The following is a 22,451-nucleotide window of genomic DNA, read 5'->3' on the forward strand; positions in this document are numbered from 1 at the left end:
GGGCTTAATTTCAATAAATTTATTTTCCCTATATAAAATTAACGTTCCACCCAGCACCGCTTCTCTCTCATGCTCTCACATCACATTTCTGAGTTCGTAAATATAAGAAAAATGGAGAACAGGACTTTCAAAATTGTCGTGGAAAGACATTAGAATCCAAGCCAAATCTGATGGAAGAAGAGAAATTAGAGCTTCAAATCAAGGAACTGGAACACCGTAAAATCAGTATTTGGAGACAAAAAATGGCCTCCTAAAAAAGTTAGAGGAAACCGACAGGAGAGAGTAGAACCATTAGAGAGACAACTTCCTGCATTTGAAGCGGTTCATGAATATCATAAAGAAGCAGGTATCCCTATTCAATTGTTATGCAACATTTTAAAGGTATCCCGCTATGGGTATATTCTGAAGTGCATTCGTCGATTAATGATTGTGTTAGACCTAAAATCAATTATACACCGTTCCAATGGTTACTCCACAAAACAAGCTATGTCAATATCGAGGAAATATTCTTGATCAGGAATTTACAGCAGACCCATCAAATCAAAAATGGGTAACAGATATCAAACACTTAGAATACAGCTTGATTAATAAAGCATATCTAAGTGTCATCAAAGACCTTTATGATGGTCCTACCGTTGCCTATCAGGCGGGTTACTATAACAATAATGAGCTGGTCATGGAAACATCAAAGCAGCCTTGGAAGCAAACCCAGATGCCGCCCTTTGTTGCATAGGGTTCTGGTTCGCAATATACGTAAAAGAAATATCGGTACCAGCCTGTTGCATAGATTTTTTGTTTTTTCACTATCTACTTGACAGAGCACAGTACCCTTTACTTGTCCCGATTAGTCGTTTTGTATTTTTCGCCTTTGCTGTCATAAGTGATCCACTCACCAACAGGCTCCCCATTTCCAAAATACCCTGAACGTTTTATGGTTCCATCTGCACGATACCATTCCCAATAGCCCTCTGGCTGATCTCCAATCATTTTCCCCTTTGACCATATAGTTTTTCCGTTTGCATGATACTTTATCGTGAACCCGTCAATCACTTCTAGTTTCTTTTCCTTAACACCCTTTGGCTGTATTATATCGCACTGTTTTTTCTCCATAATGGACCTCCGTTAACTTTCAAAATTAATATCTCCTTTCCCAAAACTTATTCATCTTAAAAATAAAGACACTAAAAGCCTCATCCCAATTCTTTTTGTATGCATTCTTATCTTGTAAATCACAGAAGAAATACACTAAATTCCATTTTGTTCCTACGTATAATAAAACGAGAATCCCTTAAACCGCCTACCACAAACCCGTATTCCGCAATTTCAGTTAAAATAAAGAGTTCTGGCAAAATAGCAAGGCATACCACAGGATGAAGCCAGGATATATTAATTTTTTATTGAAGTATATCATACAAATTACGCGCTCTCTACCATGTGCCCACCGGAAAAGGTGAAGACATGAAGCGTGGTTAATTTTGAATTTTCTACGGGATTTGGACATAAAAAAAACCCGAAGGCACAGTAGAAATATATCAGAAAGGCCTTCGGGTTTGGGAATATTAATTTTCTATTGGGACACAAACAGAAATAATGAATATCTCCACTTATTCCACCGTAACACTCTTCGCCAAATTCCGTGGTTTATCCACGTCACAGTCACGATGCAATGCTGCATAATAAGCCAGAAGCTGCATTGGAATCACACTTACCAATGGAGTCAATAGCTCATGCACTGCCGGCAGTACAAAAGCATCCTCATCCTGCTCTAAGCCTTTTGAGCTGATAATAAGTGCATTTGCCCCGCGTGCAACCACTTCCTGCACGTTTCCACGAATAGAATAGTTTACATTTTCTTGTGTAGTTAAAGCAATAACTGGCGTACCATCCTCAATCAATGCGATGGTACCATGCTTCAACTCTCCTCCAGCAAAGCCTTCTGCTTGGATATAGGAGATTTCTTTCAGCTTCAATGCTGCTTCTTGCGCAACATGATAATCTGTACTGCGGCCAATAAAGAAAGCATTGCGTGTTGTCGCAAAATAATCTCTTGCTAACTGCTCCAGCTCTTCTTTTTGGTTCGTAATGATTTCCATTGCATTCGCTACGATAGCCAACTCTTGTAATGGATCAAAATCTAATTTAATACCTTTTACCCTTGCTGTATCTACTGCAAGAACCGCTAAAACAGCAATTTGTGCTGTATATGCTTTTGTGGAAGCAACAGCGATTTCTGGTCCAGCATGTAAAGGCAAGGTATAATCTGCTTCACGAGAAAGGGTTGATCCAGGCACATTTGTTAATGTCAGTGCTGGATGTCCTAATTCTTTTACTTTAACTAATACAGCACGGCTATCTGCAGTTTCCCCACTTTGGGAAATAAAGATAAATAAAGGTTTTTCAGATAGCAGTGGCATGTTATAGGAAAATTCACTTGCAACATGTACTTCTACAGGGATATTAGAAAGCTTTTCTAGAAACTCTTTTCCAACTAATCCGGCATGATAGCTCGTTCCTGCTGCAATAATATATATGCGATCTGCTTTTTGCATGGCTTTACGAATATTTTTTTCTAGCTTTAATTCGCCTTTTTCATTCTGATATTCACGAATAATATTGCGCATCACAATTGGCTGTTCATCGATCTCTTTCAGCATGAAATGAGGATACGTTCCTTTTTCTGTATCACTTGCATCGATTTCCGCTGTAAACGGCTCGCGGTTGATAACTTCTCCATCTAATGTCTGCACTTCTACAAAGCTTCGATTGACAAGAACAATTTCTTTATCATAGATTTCCAAGTACTCGTTTGTTTCTTTCAACGTCGCCATAGCATCGCTGGCAATCAGGTTAAAACCTTCGCCTAAACCAACCAATAGCGGACTTTTATTTTTGGATACATATAAAGTTTCCTGATCTTCTGCATCAATCAGACCAATAGCATAAGAACCTTTCAGCAGGCTCATTGCTTCACCAAATGCTTTTTTGGTATTTTTATGTTTTTCATAAAGTTTTTCAATAAGCTGTACGATAACCTCTGTGTCTGTTTCACTTACAAAGTCAACATCTTCCAGATATTCCTTCTTCAGGTCTACATAGTTTTCAATAACCCCATTATGCACAATGGTAAAACGTTCTGTTGAGCTCTGATGTGGATGTGCGTTTTGCACACTTGGCACACCATGCGTCGCCCAACGCGTATGACCGATACCAATAGTCGCATCCTTGCTGTTATCTACTTCTTTGCGTAACGCTGCGATACGTCCTTTTACCTTTGTTACGTGTACGCCATCTTCCCCTAAAGTCGCAATACCTGCAGAGTCATATCCGCGATATTCTAATTTTTCCAAGCCTGTTAATAAAATTTCTTTCGTATCATTTTGTCCAATGTAACCGACGATTCCGCACATGTCGATGTCCTCCTTGTTTGAAGGGGCAGAGACAAAAGACCGATTCGAAGCGAAGGGGCCTTGTTCTGCCCCTTTCTCGTGTTAGTTTTTATAGACATCATTCTTTATCTCTTTGTTCATCAAGTCACCCTGATGGTTTAAAGATAAAGCAGCAGCTGCGATGGACAGCTGGGAGGCACCCGCCGAATAATTCGATAACCCCCGACCTCGTCAACTATTCTTCCTGACCGTCCGTAGAATAGTCCTGGCGCTTGTTATTATAGTTTCCTTTCGTGTTTCTCTGCTCCTCTCTCCTTTTATTTGCTCTTGTTAAACGGACTTCTTTCATTTGGAAAACAAGAACTTTCTATATTCTATCGGAAAGTCGTATTCAAGGTCAACCTTTTTCTTGCTTTCCGATAAGATAGTTTATGAAATCCTTCTAAAATGTTGCAGAATATCCATAAGTGACGGGAGGTATCCGCCTTACAGAAGTGGATGGGAGAAGGTTTGAAGAGGGGTGAAGCAGAGTGATATAATGAAAAATAAATGAAAAGACTTTAAAGAAAATTTTAAAACCTCACCTGACAAAAGGAGCTTCCCCATGACAAAAATTATTTGGATCAACGGTGCTTTTGGAGCAGGAAAAACACAAACAGCATATGAGCTTCACAGAAGACTGGAAAACTCCTTCGTGTACGACCCAGAAAATATTGGTTTCTTCCTAAATCAGAATTTGCCTGACACGTTGAGAAAGAATGACTTTCAAGATTATGAAATGTGGAGAGAATTTAATTGCAAGACCATAAAGTATATCGCTGAAAACGATAAAGAGCCAATTATTATTCCAATGACAATCACAGATAAGCTTTATTTTAAAGAAATTACCGGAAGTTTGGAATCAGAAGAAATCCAATTATATCCGTTCGTTTTATCCGCATCAAAAGAAGTCATTGAACGCCGGTTAAAGAAACGGCTGGAAAGAAAGAATTCATGGAGCTTCAGACAAATGGACCGATGTATAACACGTTTAGCTGATGACGCATTTGGAGAAAAAATACAGACAGACCATTTATCCATTGACGGCGTTGTAGAAATCCTTGCAGCAAAAGCCAATTTAGTATTACAAGAAGATAACCGCTCCAATCTAAAAAAGCGATTGGACCGGATAACAACACAGATAAAACATATTCGATAATTTATAAACAAAAAACATCAGCAAAGCTATCCCATTCGCAGCTTCACTGATGTTTTTTCTACTTATGCTTTTCCATAAAATCTAACATCCGCTTATACACTTTAATCTCATTCTCTTTTTTAGAGAATCCGTGCCCCTCATCCTCCAGCACCAGGTACTCCACATCGCGGCCTTTATCCTGCAGCTTTTGGACAATTTGATCTGATTCTTCCTTCACCACACGCGGATCTTTTGCACCTTGGATAACCAGCATCGGCTTTGTCATGGTTTCCAAATAAGTCACTGGAGAATCATTTACAAAGCGCTCCTTATCACGCTCTGAATCACCTAGCCATCTTTCCATAATCGGCTTCCAATCCGCCGGTACAGAATTGACAAAGGTAAATAAGTCGGACGGGCCAAAGATATCAATCACTGCTTTAAAATATTCTGGATGACGTCCATGCAGGAGCAGCGCCATATAACCGCCGTAGCTTCCTCCTACTAAGAATAGATGATCCGGGTCCGTAATCTTTTGATCAAACAGCCATTTGATACCTTCCACATTATCGAGGCGCGGTCCATGCCCCCAATCCTGCTCGACGAGTTTCACAAAAGAGGAACCATAGCCTGTACTCCCGCGAAAGTTTGGTGCGAAAATATGATAGCCGCGATTGAGGATGCTTTGGAACATCGCACGGAAAAATTTCCGTTCTGCTGCCTGCGGTCCGCCATGCGGCCAAAAAACGGTATACCCATTGGCATTTTCCGGTTTTGCCCTGAACAGAAGTGATTCGATTTCCATCCCGTCAAATGAAGCATAGGTCACAATTTCAGGATCCACGAGCTCCTCTTCCGATACACCCAGAACACGATTATCTGTGAGCTGCTCCCATTTCTCACCATTTGTCAGACGATAAATGTTATCCGGCTTTACTGCGGATCCTCCAAGGAGATATACTGCCCCTGATTCTGTTACAGTCACCTGATCAATCAAATCAAAAGGCTTTGTGATTTCTTTCAGCTCTCCTGATTTTATTTTATACTGATAAAGCTTATCGACAACACCCTTTTCTGTCACTACATACAATGAATCGGATGATTTATCATATTTTACGGTTTCAATCGATTCTTCCTCCAGCTCAAGAACTTTTGAAAACGTCTCTTGCTTCATGTCATACTTGGCTAAATACATATATTCGCCTTCATAATCCGTCGGGAAATAAATGCTGTGATTATCCGTAAAAACTGGATCATAGGATACATGCACTTTTTTCGGATCAGGAGTAAGATAGATTTTCTCTTCCTCTTTTTCGATGAATATATTATTATACGTGTTCGCAAACACGCTTTCGTATATTAGTGTCTCTTCATCTTCCGATACACCTGCCAGTGTAGTCGGCGCTCCTTCTCCCTCTGCTATCAGCTCATCTTTATCTGTATCCAGATGGCGCACATGTGTGTTTAAAAAGCTCGGATTATTTTTAGAGGTATTATAATAAATTCGTTTTCCGTCCTTGCTCAGGTGTGCAAACAAGTATTTTTCGTCCTCTGCTCCCGTAATCAGCGGCTGCGGTAATCCGCCCTCTGGAGGCAGGGCGTAAATGTGATAATTTTCATCCCCATCTGCATCAAAGCTTGTTAAAACATACTTCCCATTTGGATCAAACTGAATAAATGAGGAGGATTCATCCTTTTGAGAAAACTGAAATGGATACGCATGCTCTTTACTCAAGTCTAATGCCCATAAATTACGTTTACCGCTCAAGTTCGTTGAAAATACCAGCTTTTGTTCATCTTTGCTCACTTGGAAATGATCGATACTATACGTATAAAAGAACTGTTCTACTTTCGGTTTTGGAAATTTTATCATTCTGCCCGCACTCCCTTTTATCTGTATTTTCTATATTATACCACTATTTATAAAATACACCATACACTCTGGCCTTTCCGTGCGGAACAGCAAAACTATCTTTAATTCAAGCTACTTTGATTGTCATTTTATCATTTGAATAGTAAAGTGATATAGAGAGGAGAATTTGAGACGATACATGCAGAAAATAACACGCCATTTTCCTATCTGCCTGTAGCTCACTTCCTCCCCAAAGCAATTTACTTCAAATACATTTTTTAATAGATAGGTTTAACCTTAAAATCTAAAACAATGGAGGAGCATAGGTATGGAACAATATCGCATTGACCAAAAGAAAGGATTAGAATTTGGGCTCTATACACTGGGAGACCATCTGGCCAACCCTTTCACCGGAAAACGGATTTCGGCACAGCAGCGTCTTCAGGAAATTATCGAATTAGCAAAGCTGGCAGAACAAGCAGGGTTAGATTTTTTCAGTGTCGGAGAAAGTCATCAGGATTATTTCACTACGCAGGCACACAGCGTGGTATTGGCGGCGATTGCGCAGGCGACAGAAACCATCAAGCTGGGCAGCTCGTCAACGATTATCAGCACTTCTGACCCCGTTCGGGTTTATGAAGATTTTGCTACGATTGATTTAATTTCGAATGGACGTGCCGAAATTATTGCCGGAAGAGCTTCCCGAATCGGGCTATTTGAATTATTAGGATATGACGTACAGGATTATGAAGCGTTATATGAAGAAAAATTTGATTTGCTGCTGCAAATTAATGAGAAGGAAAGGCTCAGCTGGGAAGGGGACTATCGTGCACCCTTAAAAGATGCCCATGTGCTGCCCCGCCCGAAAGATAATACACTGCCCATCTGGCGTGCAGTTGGCGGAACCCCGGCCAGTGCAATGAAGGCAGGCTATACCGGGGTACCGATGATGCTGGCAACACTTGGCGGACCGGCCAGCGCTTTTAAAAATGTTATTGATGCGTATCGGGAAACAGCTGAAAGAAGCGGACATCATACTGACGATCTTCCTGTCGGCGCCACCGGTTTTTTCCATGTGGCAGAAACAAGCCAGGAGGCACTGCAGCAAATGTACCCTTATATCAATGAAGGAATGAAGCTGACGAATGGACAAGGATTTCCAAAGCAGGCATTTGCACAAGCAAAGGATAAGCGCAGTGTCATCAATGTCGGCAGTCCGCAGGAGGTTATTGAAAAAATTCTCTATCAGCATGAGCTGTTTGGACATCAGCGCTACTTAGCGCAAATGGACTTTGGTGGCGTTCCATTTGAACAATTGGCTAAGAATATTGAAATGATTGGCACGAAAATTTTGCCTGCCATTCGTAAGCACACTGGCATGAATCAGGAGGATTAGCACATGAAGATCATTGGTTTATCCGGCTCCATTGTCGGTTCAAAAACACGGACAGTCATGGATGCTGTAGCAAAAGAAATTGCTGAAAAATATCCAGAAGCAGATTTTCAGCTGATTGATTTAAAAGATTATGATTTGCAATTTAGTGACGGCCGGAACTATCTCGATTATTCCGGAGACACCGCCTGGGTCACCAGGCAGGTGATGGAGGCAGATGTGATGATTATCGGCACGCCTGTCTTCCAGGCATCGATTCCGGCAAGCTTAAAGAATATTTTTGATTTGCTTCCTGTCGGGGCATTTCAGAATAAGACCGTAAGCTTTTTCGTAACCGCAGGCTCTTCCAAGCATTATTTAGTTGCTGATCATCAATTAAAACCAACTTTATCCTATATGAAAGCACAAATAGTACAAACCTTTGTTTATGTTGAGGAAAAGAGCTTTCAACAAAAGAAAATCGTCGATGACGATGTCTTCATTCGATTAGAGCGTTTGATTGAGGATACCATGGACACGTATGAAGCCAACGAAATCATCCGGAAAAAGAAAGAGGATTCCTATGGATTCTAGAAGTTAAAAAAACGCATGGATGGGTACATCCATGCGTTTTTTTACTTTAGGTACATGATATTATTAAGCACCTAAATGATTTTCAATGACTTTTACGATTCGTTCTGCATAGGTCTGGCAATCTTCCTCTGTCTTCGCCTCTACCATGACACGCACAAGCGGTTCTGTTCCAGATGGGCGGACTAAAACGCGTCCATTCTCTCCCAGTTCTTCTTCAACAGCTTGTACTTCATCTAAGATGATTGGACTGGTCAATGCTTCATTCTTATCTGTAACCCGAACATTAATCAATGTCTGCGGGAAAATAGTCATTTCGTCTGCCAGTTCTGACAAGGTCTTGCCTGATTCACGCATTACATTCACAAGCTGCAATGCAGATAACAGACCGTCTCCTGTCGTAATATAATCTAAAAAGATAATATGGCCGGATTGTTCCCCGCCTAGGTTATAGTCGTTTTTACGCATTTCTTCCATAACATATCGGTCACCGACTGCCGTCTTATCGCTTTTCAGACCAGCTTCTTCTAATGCCTTATAAAAGCCTAAGTTACTCATGACAGTGGATACGACAGTGTCCTTACGAAGCATCCCAATTTCTTTCAGGTATTTTGCGCAGATGAACATGATTTTATCGCCGTCCACGATGTTTCCTTTTTCATCCACAGCAATCAAGCGATCACCGTCTCCATCAAAAGCCAGTCCGACATCCGCTTCTTTATCCAGCACATATTGCTGTAGTCCTTCCGGATGTGTAGAACCGACACCATCATTAATATTCAGGCCGTTCGGTGTAGAGCCCATGGAATGAATGTCAGCCTCCAAATCTGCGAATAGATGTGTAGCCAGGCTGGATGTTGCTCCATGTGCACAATCTACAGCGATACGTATTCCGTCAAAATCGTTATCAATCGTATCTTTTAAGAAGGACAGGTATTTCTGTCTGCCTTCAAAATAATCACTCACTGATCCGATACCAGCGCCTGTCGGGCGAGGCAGATCATCCTCTTCTTGTTCTAATAAAGCTTCAATTTCCGCTTCCTGAGCATCTGTCAGCTTAAATCCATCTGAGCCGAAGAATTTAATCCCGTTATCTTCTACAGGATTATGGGATGCAGAAATCATCACCCCTGCCTGCGCGCTCATTGCTTTTGTTAAGTAAGCGACCCCCGGCGTTGAAATAACACCCAGCCGCATTGCTTCTACGCCTGTTGACAGAAGTCCTGCAATCAACGCGCCTTCCAGCATATGTCCAGAAATACGTGTATCTCTGCCGATTAAAACGCGTGGCTTTTCACTGCCTTTTGTTAACGTATATCCGCCAAAACGACCGAGCTTAAATGCCATTTCAGGAGTCAGCCCTTCATTTGCTACTCCCCTGACACCGTCTGTTCCAAAAAATTTACCCATTATTATATCTCTCCTTTGACCATACAATATACAACTATTCTTCTGCTGTTTCAGCCGGATCGATTATTTCCACCGTGACCTCTTCCACATTTCCTGTGGCAGTGACATCTTCAGGAGCTTCAATGTCAATAGGCACTTCATGCTCTCCTGATTCTAAATCAGATAAATCCAGTACGGCGTTGATATCATCTGCCGTTAAACCATTTACCACCGAGGCATCCCCTGTCACTTCTACTTCTAATGCAGGGTCTGCATAAGATGCTTCCAATCCATTTGCTAAGCCTTCTTCTTCTAAAGCTACATTCTCGATTACATTTGTTCCTTCTACTTCTACCGTAACTTCTACCTCTTCCGTCTCCGGTGCTTGCACGTTTTCAGGCAAATCAAGCGGTACTTCAACTGTGCCGGATTCTTCAATCTCGGATAAGTCCAGCGGCTCGGTAGTCACTTCTGAAATATCCTCCAGCACGTCACTTTGAGAGTAAATCTCCACTTCCTCTTCATTTGGAGAAATAGAGTCCAGCTCAAGGTCTTCTTCCAGCTCACCTGTTGTCTCTACAGACAGTGGTACAGACTTGCTTGGATTGTCGACTTCTACGGAGACCTGAACACTTTCAGGGTCTAATCCGACATTCAATTCATTTCCTTGTATATCATATACACTAATCGGAAGCTCCCGATTGTTAATTGACTCATCGACACCTTCCATATTCACATAAGCCCTTACAGAGCCAATCGATTCAATGACGCTCGCTGAGCTTGTTATCGTTATCGTTTCCGGATCGACTCTATAATCGACCACTTCGTAACCATCTGCCATCAGGTCTTGATTAATCAGATCAGCAGTTACAGTAAACTCTTGAGATGCCCGTTCTTCAATGGTGACTTCTGCTGTTTTCGGCTCAATAAATACTTCCACATCTCCTGCTATATTATGCTGCAGTTCAACAACATGCGTTCCTTCTTCTAAGCCTTCTAAGTCGACGTATACATCAAAATTACGTTGAAGTATATACGGTGTCATACTGCCTCGATTCCCTTGTAAAGTAACATCGACCTCTTCTGGAACATCACTGACAACATAGCTGTCGCGGTCAATACGGATATCTACTGGAATTTGTTCCAAGGTTTCTGTGGAAGTGGTTGAACCAGAAAATGTTGAATCGGAATTTGGTGTTTCGGACACATTGACAAAAGCATAGAGTGTTACCGCAAAAGCTAAGGAAAGGATACGGACAAACCACTTACTCTTAAACCAATTATCCACGCTTACCAGTCCTCCGTTTCCATGATTTTTTGTCAGAGGCTTTCGGGACGATTGATAAATGCGTTAAAAGCATTTCTCTTAATTTTTCTTCATCGATATCACGATGCAGCTCTCCATTTTTTGTACAAGAGACGGCACCTGTTTCCTCAGAAACAACAATCGTTAACGCATCTGTTACTTCACTTATTCCCATTGCGGCACGGTGCCTTGTTCCTAATTCCTTGGAGATAAATGGACTCTCGGATAAAGGCAGGTAACAAGCCGCAGCTGTGATCTCTTCATTTTTTATAATTACTGCCCCATCATGAAGCGGTGTATTTGGTGTAAATATGTTTGTCAGAAGCTGGTGAGTAAGCTTTCCGTTGATTGGAATCCCGGTTTCCGCATAATCCCCAATTCCTGTTTCTCTTTCAATGGAGATAAGCGCACCAATTCTTCTTTTACCCATATAATTACAAGATGTAACAATAGCCTCAATTTCATTTTGAATAATTTCTTCAGCAGAGCTTCCCGATCTGGCGAAGATATTCCCTCGCCCCAGCTGTTCCAGTGCTCTTCGTAATTCCGGCTGGAATAAAATAACAATTACAATAACTCCCCAATTAATAACTTGGCCTGTGATAAATTGGATGGTTTGTAAGTTTAACAGCATACTTACTCCCCACACAACCATTACAACTGCTATTCCCTTTAATAGCTGAATAGCCTTTGTACCTCTGATCAGCATGATTAATTTATATAATACATACCAGACGAGAGCGATATCAACGCCAATTCGCAGCAGATCTAAAAAGTCAAATCCCCCATCAAGCATGTGCACACATCCTTTACCCAATAGAATTACCTGTTTGTTTTAAACATTATCTTAAAAGCAATTATTTCTCTCGGAGAACCAGCCGTAAAATTCCCGCCTTTAAATAGAGAATGAAACTCGATTTATTTAAGCAGAAGATAACGTGATGCAGCTCTCTGAATCCTTCAGCGGAGGGAAAGAATAAATTCCCGCTGAATGAAGTTTCGTTTTATATTATCATGAACTATTATGAATTACAGTCGATAATTATTATATCATAAATTTGTAAAAACAGACCTGTCTGTAGTTTTTTATTTTCTTTAGAAAATGGAACACCATTAAAATGTGTGTGTGTAGAAATCCTGCCAAATTTGACCACTCCAATACCCTGAACCAGCTGTTTTTTCATAATTGATGGAGCAGCTATGTTTTACTCCATTATGACAGTTTCTTTCGCCCAAAAAAAGAGAGCGACATCATCTCGCTCCTTTTTTCATTGTTTTATCTTAAAATGCGAATAATCCTTTAAAGAAATTCTTTATATGATACCATATCCACTCAAACGTTTGGTCTACGGTTTCCAGTTCTCCGTTGACTCCTCCTGCAGAGGCCATCAGGCCGCCGCCTTCCAGCTCCGATTCGCCGTCTAAAAGCTCTCCATTAAACAAGGTAACATTGCCGTCCACCGTTCCAAGCACTAATAAATCACCGTTTTTCACGTAGACATCTCCAGAAACAGTGACACCCTCCGGCACAATCACGGTGTCTCCATCAACGACAAGCTCTTCCTGTGCAGAAACAACAAGCTGATCCGTTCCTTGATTAAAAGTGGAGGAAAGACTGCCTATCATCAACAAGAAGAAAATAGCTGCTGCAACAAGGATTGGATGATGTTTAAACCAGCGCTTATACTTTACCGATTTCTTTTCTGTCGGCAATTTATTCATAACATTTTCTGTAAAACCAACCGGGGCTTCCATCCGTTCCGCACTTTTTATTAAAGCAATGGTTCGATGAAGCTCATGAAAATGCTTCTGACAATCTTCACAATCCTCCAGATGCCTTCTTAGTAAGCTTTCTTCTTCTGCGGAAATATCCCCATCTAAATAGTCATGCATTTTTTTTATATACTCTTTATTGCAGCTCACATCAAGCACGCTCCTTTACACATGTCGAAGCCTCTTTCTCAAGGCCTCTCTTCCACGATGAATCCGCGTTTTTACCGTACCAAGAGGAACATCAAGAATTTCACTGATTTCCTTTAGTGAAAATTCTTCCAGGTACCTGAGCATGATAATACTCCGGTATTTAGAAGGAAGCTGAGAAATCTCATGATGAATATACCGCTGCAGTTCTCTGCTTTCCACTTCTTCTCCAGGCAGACGTTCCGTACTGGCAAGCTGAGAATACATATCCAAACCTTCTGTCCCTTTTACTTCTGCATCAAGATGAAAGTCCGGTTTACGCTTGCGCATGCGGTCAATGGTTAAATTCGTAGCTATGCGGTATAACCATGTAGAGAATTTTCTGCTCTCATCAAATGAATCAATATTCACATATGCACGTATAAACGCTTCTTGTGCAATATCTTCCGCTTCGTGCTTATTACCCAGCATACGGTAGCAGTGCTGGTATATTTTATCTTGATAAAAGGATACAACATCCGAAAAAGCAGATTGGTCTCCTTTTTTAACTTCTATAATCTTTTTCTTTATAAATTGGTCCATCTAATTACCTCCGCACTATGCGGTACTCTCTATACGAAACAACCGCTTGTAAGGTTTCACATTTTAAAAAAGAATGTTTATTTTTTTTCCGACAGGGTATATCTAACGATAAGTATACTAAAAAAGGAGTGAAATTTGTGGATAAAAAATCGTTATTCATGGAGATTGAACAATGCAGGCAAGAAATGCTGGCATTGTCTGAGGAGCATGGATTAGACTCAGAACCTGTTCTGTCCACAAGCGAAAAATTGGATGCATTAATTTTTGCTTATTTAAAAAAAACCTCTTAAATCATCCTTACTCAATTTTCAAAGACATGTCCTGTGTATGTCTTTTTTTGTTACATTTCCTATCCACAAACATCTCTATGTAATCTTCCCCTCACCAACTATATCTCTATGAATAATAATATCTTATTTTGTCCTTCACTTCATTAAACATTTTTTATTTTTTATAAGAAACTTGAAAATATTTGAAGATGGTATCAGAATTCCTTTGATTTAAATGCAAAAATAAAAGAACCGATTTACAATGCATCGAATTGCAAAACGGCTCTCCTTTATCTTTTCTAATATTTCTTAAACAGAATGATTCTCTTCCATCACCGTCTCTCCGCCGGTAGAAGGAGATAACGTCAAAGCTTTGATTCCTGCTTCTTCCCACGCATGCGCTAGTTGTTCCGCAGCTTCCTGCGAAGGCATAAAAGCAATCCCGCAATCTCCGCCTCCAGCGCCAGAAGGCTTTCCTGCGCCACCCAAATCCTCTGCCAAGTTACATAAGACGGTTAAATCGGGTGTCTCAATATTTGTATCTGCTGCTTTCCCAACTTGATTCAACGCTTTTCGGTTAGCTGTTATCCCAGCAAATAATTGATTGATATCATTGTCTTTTGAGCCAGTTAAAAACTGAGATACGGCATGTTCACTGTCTTTCAGAAATGAAGTATAAGCTTTCGCATTGTTTATTTTCAATAAGCGCACCTGGTTCACTAAATCTTTCGTAGATGCAGCACTGCCTGTCCAGCCTACACAAAAGTAAACATTTTCTGGCAGCGTAATCGGCTTCGTTTTATAATATTTCCAATCCTTCTCTACGACTTCTGTGACAGACCCCGCTTCCTGGTATGCTTCGAGAAGCCAATCTGCCTGAAAAGAAGAGAATTGAAGCAGCCCGCCATAAGTGGATGCAGCGATATCTGCTCCCGATCCGTTTCCTTGCGTAATCACATGCGATATCGCAGCCAGACGGAAAATGGTATCTTTTTCAGCCAATTGCGGAGCCTGAAAACGTAATACTCCCGCTACGATAGAAGTAACAATCGCTGCACTGGAGCCCAATCCATATTTCACGCCAGAGGCATCATCCAGCTCACTGCGTGTAGAAACATGCATCGGAAGAACTGGCAGTCCTTGTTCTTCTAAATAACGATATGTAATCCGGAGTGCATTCTTAACAAAAGACAGCCTGGGATCGTCTGAATCAATATGTATGTCTGTCTCTCGCCAAGACCATGGAACCTTATGAAGAGAAAAGTCCGAAAGAGTCAGCTGGTGGCTATCCGCTTCCGCTACCGTCGCATAGACAAAACGGTTCACAGCCATCACTGCCAGATTCTGATAAGGCTCTAATACGGCAAATTCTCCCGCAATCATTAATTTCCCTGGTACTTTGACCGTGATTGATTTTGCCACCATATTATCCTCCTATCTATAGCTTATTCCGCTTCCGGGTTTGCTGATTATAATATCCTCCACGCCTTCTGTTGCCTGCAGGCGTTTTTTCACCTTAGCTTCGTTTTCTGGTAAATATAAAACTTTTACATTCGGGCCGGCATCAATCGTAAAAAAGGCAGGAATCCCTTGTTCTCTTAAGGTTTGTACCGTCTGCATCACTCGCATCGTGGTATCCTGCCAGTATGTAAACGGAGGATTCGCTCCCAAAGTTGTAGCATGCATGCGCATGCAGTTCGCTTCTGCAACGCTTCCCATCTTCTCAAAATCCTTCACTTTAATGGCTTGTTTTATTTCTTGCAGATCCTTTGCTGTCTGCTCCAGCCAGCCTGCATAAAAAGGAGAGGTTTCTACGGTACGTCGCATCCCCTCCCTGCTTGAGACCTTTTTCTCTGTTTTTGACAAAACCACAGCAGCAATGCGAATATCCCAGTGTGACTTGTCAGCAATTTGCACGGCAAACGAATCGGATCCATCTTCCCGTTCCCCCATCTGCCATTCAACAAAACCGCCGAAAATCGAACGGGAAGCAGAACCAGAGCCTTGACGAGCCAGCTTCGATAATTCCGTATCATTTAGAGAAAGTCCGATTGCTTTGGAGCTTGCTGCAGCTAATGCTGCAAGACCAGATGCAGAAGAAGCAAATCCGGCAGCAGTAGGAACATGATTCACAGATTGAACCTGTGCATAGATTTCCTTTCCAGAAAGAGCACGCACCTTATCTAAAAATATCGCTACCTTTCCAAGCGCATCTCCTTCTACATTCTGTTCATTCAAATGAAAGGAATCTTTTTTTAACCCTTCCTGAAAATGAACGGTTGTCTCTGTAGAAAAACCATCTAATGTCACGGAAAGGTTACTGTTGGCAGGAAGAATCAATGATTCATTCCGCTTCCCCCAATACTTGATTAAAGCAATATTCGTATGCGCTCTTGCTGTTGCCTTCATATTATTTGAATCTCCTTTTCTACAATCCCTGTCAAATCATTCTTTTCATGCGGCTTCATTCAGCCGGGGAAAAGCCCCGCCGAATGAGGCATCGCTTTATTTCTTCAAAACAAACGGCCAGACTGCTGCTGCACCAAAACGGCGTAATTTCTCTGCCAGCTGCTTTGAATGAACTTCATTTTGCGCAAGCGCAATGATACAACCGCCATTTCCGCCGCCTGTCAATTTCGCACCTAAAGCCCCTTCTTCCCGGGCAAAGCGAATCAATTTATTTAAACCGGCATCACTGACTCCTAATGCTTCCAGTTCTTTTTGTGCTTCATTTAACAGTTGACCTAAAAACTGTTTACTAGCTTTTTCCAATGCATCTTTTGCATGATGCGTTAACGCCCCAATCCGTTCTATTTTGGAATGGATACGCTGCGGAGCTGCTTTTAACAGATTTGCTACCGATTCAACTGATGTACGTGTATCCCCAAATCTGCCGGAGTCTGCAACAATAAAATGCAGGTCTTCTCCTAATTCAATGTGCTCAACAGGACTTCCTTTTTTATACCACACTGGTTTATCGGAAGTGATCGTTAAGGTATCCAGCCCGCTTGGTGCTCCATGCGCATAGGTTTCTGCCACATTCGCTAATTGCAGCAAATCTTCTGTCGAGCATTCCTTATCGCAATAATGGAATAAAGAGCGAATAATAGAAATAGCGACAGATGCACTTGAACCAAGACCCTTTCCTGGCGGTACCGAGGAATTAATCCGTATTAACAAATCCTTATAAGGAATCCCAAGATATTCACAAGAACTAGAGACACATTCCACAATTCCTTCCAGCTCTTTCGGGGCATGCCGCAATGGGCCATGATAAAAGGTACTGTCCATTTTCACCGCTCCAGGAACATACTCAATTACCGTCTCTACGCCAATTAAAGGAAATGGAATAGCAATTGCCGGCTGCCCGTGTACAACCGAATGCTCTCCAATTAAAATGACCTTACTATGAGCTACGCCAATAGCTGTTTTTTCCGATGCTGTTACTTTTTCTGCACTCATTGTTTATACTGTTCCACCAATTCTTTAGCTTTTCCCACACGGATTTCTTGTTGTTCTACTAATTGTTTTGCTATCACATCAATCATCTCCCCAGTTGCTCCGCCAGCTATCGCAACAGAACGTGAATGAAGCGCCATATGCCCTTTTTGAATCCCATCGGTCGCCAACGCTTTGAGCGCTCCAAGATTTTGAGCAAGACCAACTGCTACAATTACCTGCGCAAGCTCTTCTGCTGATTCAATTTGCATAACGGATAAAGAAAAATCAGCTAATGGGTGCACGCGAGTCGCTCCCCCGACAGTTCCTATCGACATTGGCAACTCAATTTCACCAACGAGATTACCTTCTTCATCCTTTGACCACGTAGTCATGGAACCATAATGACCATTTCTGGCAGCATAAGCATGTGCCCCCGCCTCTACTGCCCGCCAATCATTTCCTGTCGCAATCACAACAGGGTCAATGCCGTTCATAATCCCTTTATTATGCGTTACTGCACGATACGGGTCAGAGGCAGCAAATTCATACGCATGGATGACACCATCTCTGACCTCTTCTCCAGCAAACGAACCTGTTTTTAGCAGATGCGGAGGTATTACACATTTTGCTGTAGCCAGGCTGCGATCGGCATAGTTCGATAAAATACGCAAATGCACTTTTCCTTTGGTTATTTCTTCCACGATTGGCGCAATCGATTCCACCATGGTATTAATCATATTCGCTCCCATGGCGTCACAGGTGTCTACATAGATATGCATGACCAGCATTTTGCTATAAGACGATGCATCGTTCTCATTCAAAACCCGTACATCTAAGTCTCTCACACCGCCTCCGCGGCTGACAATGCTTGGATAGGCATCATCGGCAGCTTTCATTAATATATCTTTTTGACGAAGGATTTGCTGCTTTGCTTCTTGAAAATCCGGACATCCAACCACTTGAATCTGCCCAATCATCAGTCTTTCTTTTGATTCTGTCCGAAAACCGCCAGCCTCTCTGACTATCTTCGCAATATGACTGGCAGAAGCAACAACAGAAGCTTCTTCAATAGCCATCGGTACTACATATTCTTTCCCGTTTATTAAAAAGTTTAATCCCAATCCGAATGGTAATTGATAGGTGCCAATGACGTTTTCAATCATATTATCTGCTTTTCCTACCGTAAGCGCATCGGCGTTAGACAAATTTTGCGTTTCTGCATCTGTTAAAGTAAAGGCCTCACGTAATAATGCCCGCCTTTCTTCTACCGTCATATTATAAAAACCTGGTATCCTTGAAGAGGTCATGCCTAGCTCATCCTTTTTATTTATCATATCTGAAATATGCTTTTTTATTACAATGTACTAAAATAAACTATTTTGATTATAACACGAATTCTATCGTTTTTTCATTCAGAAGATACTTATTTCGTGACTGAAACTATGTTTGCAGCATTACCGTAATGCATTGGTATTTCCAGCTTCTAACATATACCAAAAACGCTGGACTGCTCAGACTATGTCAGGCTCTTTACTAACGTCGAACTGTTGTTCAAATAATATGAGATTTTTATGCTGATAAAGAAAAAAACGAGATAAAATTATCCCGTTTTTCTGTATTTTATACTTGTCATGCTTGTAGTGAGCCATGAAGGATTCGAACCTTCGACCCTCTGATTAAAAGTCAGATGCTCTACCGACTGAGCTAATGGCTCCTATGATAAGACAGGTTATTATATATAGCCCTGTCCATAAAAAAATACTATTATCAGTAATAGTATTATCATGTATTTCTTCTAAAAAATAAAATTGGCTGGGCCACCAGGATTCGAACCTGGGGTACACGGGATCAAAACCCGATGCCTTACCGCTTGGCTATGGCCCAACAAAAACATGGTGGAGGGGGGCAGATTCGAACTGCCGAACCCTGAGGGAGCGGATTTACAGTCCGCCGCGTTTAGCCACTTCGCTACCCCTCCATATTATTGTTAACCATATTATCAATTATATACATGAAAAAATGGTGCCGGCCAGAGGACTTGAACCCCCAACCTACTGATTACAAGTCAGTTGCTCTACCAGTTGAGCTAGGCCGGCGTGATGGTGGAGGATGCAGGGCTCGAACCTGCGACCCCCTGCTTGTAAGGCAGGTGCTCTCCCAGCTGAGCTAATCCTCCATTTGGTGACCCGTACGGGATTCGAACCCGTGTTACCGCCGTGAAAGGGCGGTGTCTTAACCGCTTGACCAACGGGCCATAGTGCGTTTCTGAGAGGCTTTTTGAAAGCTTCTCTCGCAAACTGACGAATTTTATTATATCGAGGAACCAACCGTTTGTAAAGGGAAAAATGAAAAAAACTTTATTTTATTTTTCAAAAGTCGATAAATCACTCCACCAAACCCGTTATGACACTATTTCCAAGGCTTCTCATTTCTTATTTCCTCTCTTTTCTTCTATAAATATAAAACCAGCGTGAGTATCTTTTTTGACAACAAGAATTCTCCGGCAGGAAAGTACCGTATATTTTCCCGACTGCGATTACCTGGGTTCTGAATCGGCAAAGCAGTCCAACTGAACTGCTTTTTTACTTATCACACATACTTCTTATAGAAAAGAAAAACAGTTTATAACTTTATCACCTGGTACTAATCCGTTATAATAGATGCTAAGTTAAATGTTGAATGGAGGATACGTATGACAAAATTATTAGAAGGTAAAAACATTGTTGTAATGGGCGTCGCTAACGAAAGAAGTATTGCTTGGGGTATTACAAAATCTCTACATAATGCCGGAGCGAACCTTATTTTCACCAATAGACAGGAAAGATCCTACAAAAAATTAGTAAAACTTTTAGAGAAGCATGAAATTGAACCAAAAGCAATCATCTCTTGCGATGTTGAATCCGATGAAAGTATTCAGGGAGCCTTTCATGAAATAAAAGAAAAAATCGGCGTGATTCACGGCTTGGTTCACTCTGTTGCCTTTGCTAAACGGGAAGACCTGCAGGGTGAATTTGTCACTACTTCCCGCGATGGTTTCCTGCTTGCTCAAGAAATCAGCGCTTATTCCTTAGTAACCATAACAAATGCTGCGAAGGAACTGATGACTGAAGGCGGTTCGATCGTGACACAAACTTACATCGGAGCAGAACAAGTCGTTCCTGGCTATAACGTGATGGGTGTTGCTAAAGCTTCTCTGGAAGCAAGCGTCCGCTACCTAGCTGAAGATGTGGGCAAAGATGGCATTCGTGTGAACGCTGTGTCAGCCGGCCCAATCCGTACACTCTCTGCAAAAGGAGTAGCTAATTTCAACGAAAAATCTCAAGTTGTGGAAGAAAAAGCTCCGCTGCGCCGCAACATCGATCAAGACGAAGTTGGAGATGCAACATTATTCCTTCTTAGCGAACTGGCACGTGGAATCACCGGCGAAGTATTGCATGTAGATGCCGGATTCAATATTATTGGCGGCTAATCTCTCAAAAACTGTCTCTCTTCATTATTTAAGAAGAGACAGTTTTTTTATTGGCTAAATCCATGTTCTCTACTACGTTTAATCACTTTTTATTGCGGGAACAAGTAGTAATGGATATTCAAAAAGGCTGATAACGTATTATTGAATATTCTTTATTGAAAAACAAGCAAAGGGGTGGAGAAAATGTATAACTATATACAGCATTATATTAACGGTCAGTGGGTTGATTCCACTGGAAACGAAACAATTGATGTAATCAACCCTGCAACCGAAGAAAAAATTGGTGAAATCAGCTCTGGTACCAAAGAGGATCTTGATAAAGCAGTTCAAGCTGCACGGGATGCTTTCCCGGCGTTTTCACAAACAACCAAAGAAGAACGTGCTGATTTATTAGACCGAATCGCAGATGAATATGAAAAACGAAAAGATCAATTTATTGAAGTTATCATGGCAGAGCTTGGCTCTCCAGTAACATTTACAACCAACGTACAATATCAGATGGGATTAAATCATTTCCGGACAGCGGCAAAACTGGTACGTGATTTTGACTTTACTGAAAACCGGGAAAACTCCTTTATCCAAAAGGATGCGATTGGCGTCGCTGGTTTAATCACGCCTTGGAATTTCCCGACAAATCAGGCGTCTACAAAGCTGGCTAGTGCGTTTGCAGCGGGCAGCACCGTCGTATTAAAACCATCAACAGAAACACCTTTCGCGGCTGTCTTATTAAAAGAAGTGTTCGAAGCTGCCGGTGTTCCAAAAGGCGTATTCAATCTGGTAAACGGAACAGGCTCTACCATCGGTAACGGCATCAGCTCTCATCCAGATATCGACTTTGTATCCTTTACAGGATCCGGCGGCGTAGGTACGAAAATTATGGAAAACGCCGCTCAAGATATTAAAAAGGTTTCCTTAGAGCTTGGCGGCAAATCGCCAATTGTCGTATTGGATGATGCAGATGTGGATTATGCTGCAAAAACAGCTATTTCCCATATCGCTGGCAATACAGGTCAAGTATGTACAGCAGGAACGCGAGCATTGGTCCCAGAATCCATGCATGATGATTTTATCCAAGCGATTAAAAACCATATTTCCGAATATCCTGTCGGCGATCCAAAAGACGAGTCTACTTTCACCGGACCACAGGTATCGGAGGATCAATGGAAAACCGTTCAAGACTATATCCAAAAAGGAATCGACAGTAACGCAACTCTAGTTACCGGCGGAACAGGTAAACCAGAAGGCTTGGAAACCGGATATTATTCTAAACTGACTGTATTTACTAATGTAAAACCTGAAGATACGATTGCCCAGGAAGAGATTTTCGGTCCTGTACTTTCCGTTATCACCTATAACGATTTAGATGAAGCAATTGAAATTGCCAATGGTACAATTTATGGGTTAGCAGGCTATGTTGTCGGTAATGATCCGGAGGCGCTGACCAAAACAGCAAAAAGCCTTCGCTCCGGCAGAATTGTAGTCAATAATGAACAAGCTGACTTTACCGCTCCATTTGGCGGTTTCGACCAGTCTGGTATTGGACGCGAATGGGGAGATTACGGCATCGAAGAATTCTTAGAACCAAAAACGATTGTCGGCTTACCTTAATAAATACCACATCCATTGTCAGCAGCAAATGAGCTGCTGACAATTTTTTTGTAAAAAACTCCTTGACAACCCCTCTAAAAACCTGTAAA

Annotated in this window: 19 protein-coding genes and 6 tRNA genes; 7 read left to right on the forward strand and 18 right to left on the reverse strand. The window is 41.6% G+C overall.

Going from position 1 to position 22,451, the window contains the following annotated elements; translation table 11 throughout:
- Positions 1-463: 463 nt before the first annotated feature.
- On the forward strand, positions 464-733 hold the full coding sequence (locus ACZSMY_RS21745) for a hypothetical protein (protein WP_465148287.1): 270 nt from the start codon (positions 464-466) through the stop codon (positions 731-733).
- 98 nt (positions 734-831) lie between these two features.
- Here ACZSMY_RS21745 and ACZSMY_RS21750 read toward each other — a convergent pair whose 3' ends face one another.
- Together ACZSMY_RS21750 and glmS are read right to left on the reverse strand one after the other, a co-directional pair.
- A complete protein-coding gene (locus ACZSMY_RS21750; RefSeq protein WP_042531069.1) occupies positions 832-1,110 on the reverse strand; it encodes a toxin-antitoxin system YwqK family antitoxin in 279 nt (92 codons plus the stop codon).
- A gap of 494 nt (positions 1,111-1,604) precedes the next feature.
- On the reverse strand, positions 1,605-3,407 hold the full coding sequence (glmS, locus tag ACZSMY_RS21755; RefSeq protein WP_042531067.1) for a glutamine--fructose-6-phosphate transaminase (isomerizing): 1,803 nt from the start codon (positions 3,405-3,407) through the stop codon (positions 1,605-1,607).
- A gap of 583 nt (positions 3,408-3,990) precedes the next feature.
- Between glmS and ACZSMY_RS21760 the strand changes: the two genes are divergently transcribed.
- Positions 3,991-4,584: an AAA family ATPase gene (locus ACZSMY_RS21760; protein ID WP_193064935.1), complete on the forward strand. Its 594-nt coding sequence runs from the start codon at positions 3,991-3,993 to the stop codon at positions 4,582-4,584.
- A 58-nt stretch (positions 4,585-4,642) separates the two neighbouring features.
- On the opposite strand, the gene ACZSMY_RS21765 is transcribed toward ACZSMY_RS21760, so the two are convergent.
- Complete coding sequence (locus ACZSMY_RS21765) at positions 4,643-6,436, reverse strand: S9 family peptidase (RefSeq protein WP_193064934.1); 1,794 nt, start codon at positions 6,434-6,436, stop codon at positions 4,643-4,645.
- Between the two features lie 307 nt (positions 6,437-6,743).
- On the opposite strand from ACZSMY_RS21765, the gene ACZSMY_RS21770 reads away from it, so the two are divergent.
- The gene (locus ACZSMY_RS21770; RefSeq protein WP_465148288.1) at positions 6,744-7,811 is read left to right on the forward strand and encodes an LLM class flavin-dependent oxidoreductase; all 1,068 of its coding nucleotides are present in this window, start codon (positions 6,744-6,746) and stop codon (positions 7,809-7,811) included.
- Positions 7,812-7,814: 3 nt separating this feature from the next.
- Positions 7,815-8,381: an NADPH-dependent FMN reductase gene (locus ACZSMY_RS21775; protein WP_212929421.1), complete on the forward strand. Its 567-nt coding sequence runs from the start codon at positions 7,815-7,817 to the stop codon at positions 8,379-8,381.
- Between the two features lie 63 nt (positions 8,382-8,444).
- Here ACZSMY_RS21775 and glmM read toward each other — a convergent pair whose 3' ends face one another.
- From glmM to sigW, 5 genes are all read right to left on the reverse strand, one after another.
- Positions 8,445-9,788, reverse strand: coding sequence for a phosphoglucosamine mutase (glmM, locus tag ACZSMY_RS21780; RefSeq protein ID WP_042531057.1), 1,344 nt, complete (start codon positions 9,786-9,788; stop codon positions 8,445-8,447).
- Between the two features lie 34 nt (positions 9,789-9,822).
- Positions 9,823-11,055, reverse strand: coding sequence for a CdaR family protein (locus tag ACZSMY_RS21785; protein ID WP_465148289.1), 1,233 nt, complete (start codon positions 11,053-11,055; stop codon positions 9,823-9,825).
- A complete protein-coding gene (cdaA, locus tag ACZSMY_RS21790; RefSeq protein ID WP_042531053.1) occupies positions 11,048-11,869 on the reverse strand; it encodes a diadenylate cyclase CdaA in 822 nt (273 codons plus the stop codon). The genes ACZSMY_RS21785 and cdaA overlap by 8 nt, the downstream gene beginning before the upstream one ends.
- Before the next feature lie 485 nt (positions 11,870-12,354).
- Positions 12,355-12,996 (reverse strand): anti-sigma-W factor RsiW, encoded by a 642-nt coding sequence (gene rsiW, locus ACZSMY_RS21795; RefSeq protein WP_042531051.1) that lies wholly within the window; start codon positions 12,994-12,996, stop codon positions 12,355-12,357.
- 15 nt (positions 12,997-13,011) lie between these two features.
- Positions 13,012-13,575, reverse strand: coding sequence for an RNA polymerase sigma factor SigW (sigW, locus tag ACZSMY_RS21800; protein WP_042531049.1), 564 nt, complete (start codon positions 13,573-13,575; stop codon positions 13,012-13,014).
- A gap of 137 nt (positions 13,576-13,712) precedes the next feature.
- Between sigW and ACZSMY_RS21805 the strand changes: the two genes are divergently transcribed.
- Positions 13,713-13,865 (forward strand): aspartyl-phosphate phosphatase Spo0E family protein, encoded by a 153-nt coding sequence (locus ACZSMY_RS21805; RefSeq protein WP_139089041.1) that lies wholly within the window; start codon positions 13,713-13,715, stop codon positions 13,863-13,865.
- A 288-nt stretch (positions 13,866-14,153) separates the two neighbouring features.
- On the opposite strand, the gene ACZSMY_RS21810 is transcribed toward ACZSMY_RS21805, so the two are convergent.
- The 10 genes from ACZSMY_RS21810 to ACZSMY_RS21855 all read right to left on the reverse strand — a co-directional run bounded on the left by ACZSMY_RS21810 (position 14,154) and on the right by ACZSMY_RS21855 (position 19,539).
- A complete protein-coding gene (locus tag ACZSMY_RS21810; RefSeq protein ID WP_042531047.1) occupies positions 14,154-15,269 on the reverse strand; it encodes a phosphomevalonate kinase in 1,116 nt (371 codons plus the stop codon).
- A gap of 9 nt (positions 15,270-15,278) precedes the next feature.
- Positions 15,279-16,253, reverse strand: coding sequence for a diphosphomevalonate decarboxylase (gene mvaD / locus ACZSMY_RS21815; RefSeq protein WP_042531045.1), 975 nt, complete (start codon positions 16,251-16,253; stop codon positions 15,279-15,281).
- A 96-nt stretch (positions 16,254-16,349) separates the two neighbouring features.
- Positions 16,350-17,306 carry a mevalonate kinase gene (gene mvk / locus ACZSMY_RS21820; RefSeq protein WP_212929419.1) on the reverse strand — a complete coding sequence of 319 codons (957 nt, stop codon included), beginning with the start codon at positions 17,304-17,306 and terminating at the stop codon, positions 16,350-16,352.
- Complete coding sequence (locus ACZSMY_RS21825) at positions 17,303-18,592, reverse strand: hydroxymethylglutaryl-CoA reductase, degradative (RefSeq protein ID WP_193064930.1); 1,290 nt, start codon at positions 18,590-18,592, stop codon at positions 17,303-17,305. The genes mvk and ACZSMY_RS21825 overlap by 4 nt, the downstream gene beginning before the upstream one ends.
- Positions 18,593-18,926: 334 nt before the next feature.
- Positions 18,927-18,999, reverse strand: a tRNA-Lys gene (locus tag ACZSMY_RS21830).
- Between the two features lie 95 nt (positions 19,000-19,094).
- A tRNA-Gln gene (locus ACZSMY_RS21835) sits at positions 19,095-19,169 on the reverse strand.
- A gap of 9 nt (positions 19,170-19,178) precedes the next feature.
- Positions 19,179-19,263: transfer RNA gene (locus ACZSMY_RS21840), tRNA-Tyr, on the reverse strand.
- Between the two features lie 42 nt (positions 19,264-19,305).
- Positions 19,306-19,381, reverse strand: a tRNA-Thr gene (locus ACZSMY_RS21845).
- Between the two features lie 4 nt (positions 19,382-19,385).
- A tRNA-Val gene (locus tag ACZSMY_RS21850) sits at positions 19,386-19,461 on the reverse strand.
- A gap of 3 nt (positions 19,462-19,464) precedes the next feature.
- Positions 19,465-19,539, reverse strand: a tRNA-Glu gene (locus tag ACZSMY_RS21855).
- Between the two features lie 438 nt (positions 19,540-19,977).
- On the opposite strand from ACZSMY_RS21855, the gene fabI reads away from it, so the two are divergent.
- Both fabI and ACZSMY_RS21865 read left to right on the forward strand, forming a co-directional pair.
- The gene (gene fabI, locus ACZSMY_RS21860; protein WP_042531039.1) at positions 19,978-20,754 is read left to right on the forward strand and encodes an enoyl-ACP reductase FabI; all 777 of its coding nucleotides are present in this window, start codon (positions 19,978-19,980) and stop codon (positions 20,752-20,754) included.
- A 183-nt stretch (positions 20,755-20,937) separates the two neighbouring features.
- Positions 20,938-22,362: an aldehyde dehydrogenase family protein gene (locus tag ACZSMY_RS21865; RefSeq protein ID WP_042531037.1), complete on the forward strand. Its 1,425-nt coding sequence runs from the start codon at positions 20,938-20,940 to the stop codon at positions 22,360-22,362.
- Positions 22,363-22,451: the final 89 nt, after the last annotated feature.

The organism is Oceanobacillus sp. B139/18 (assembly GCF_055524595.1).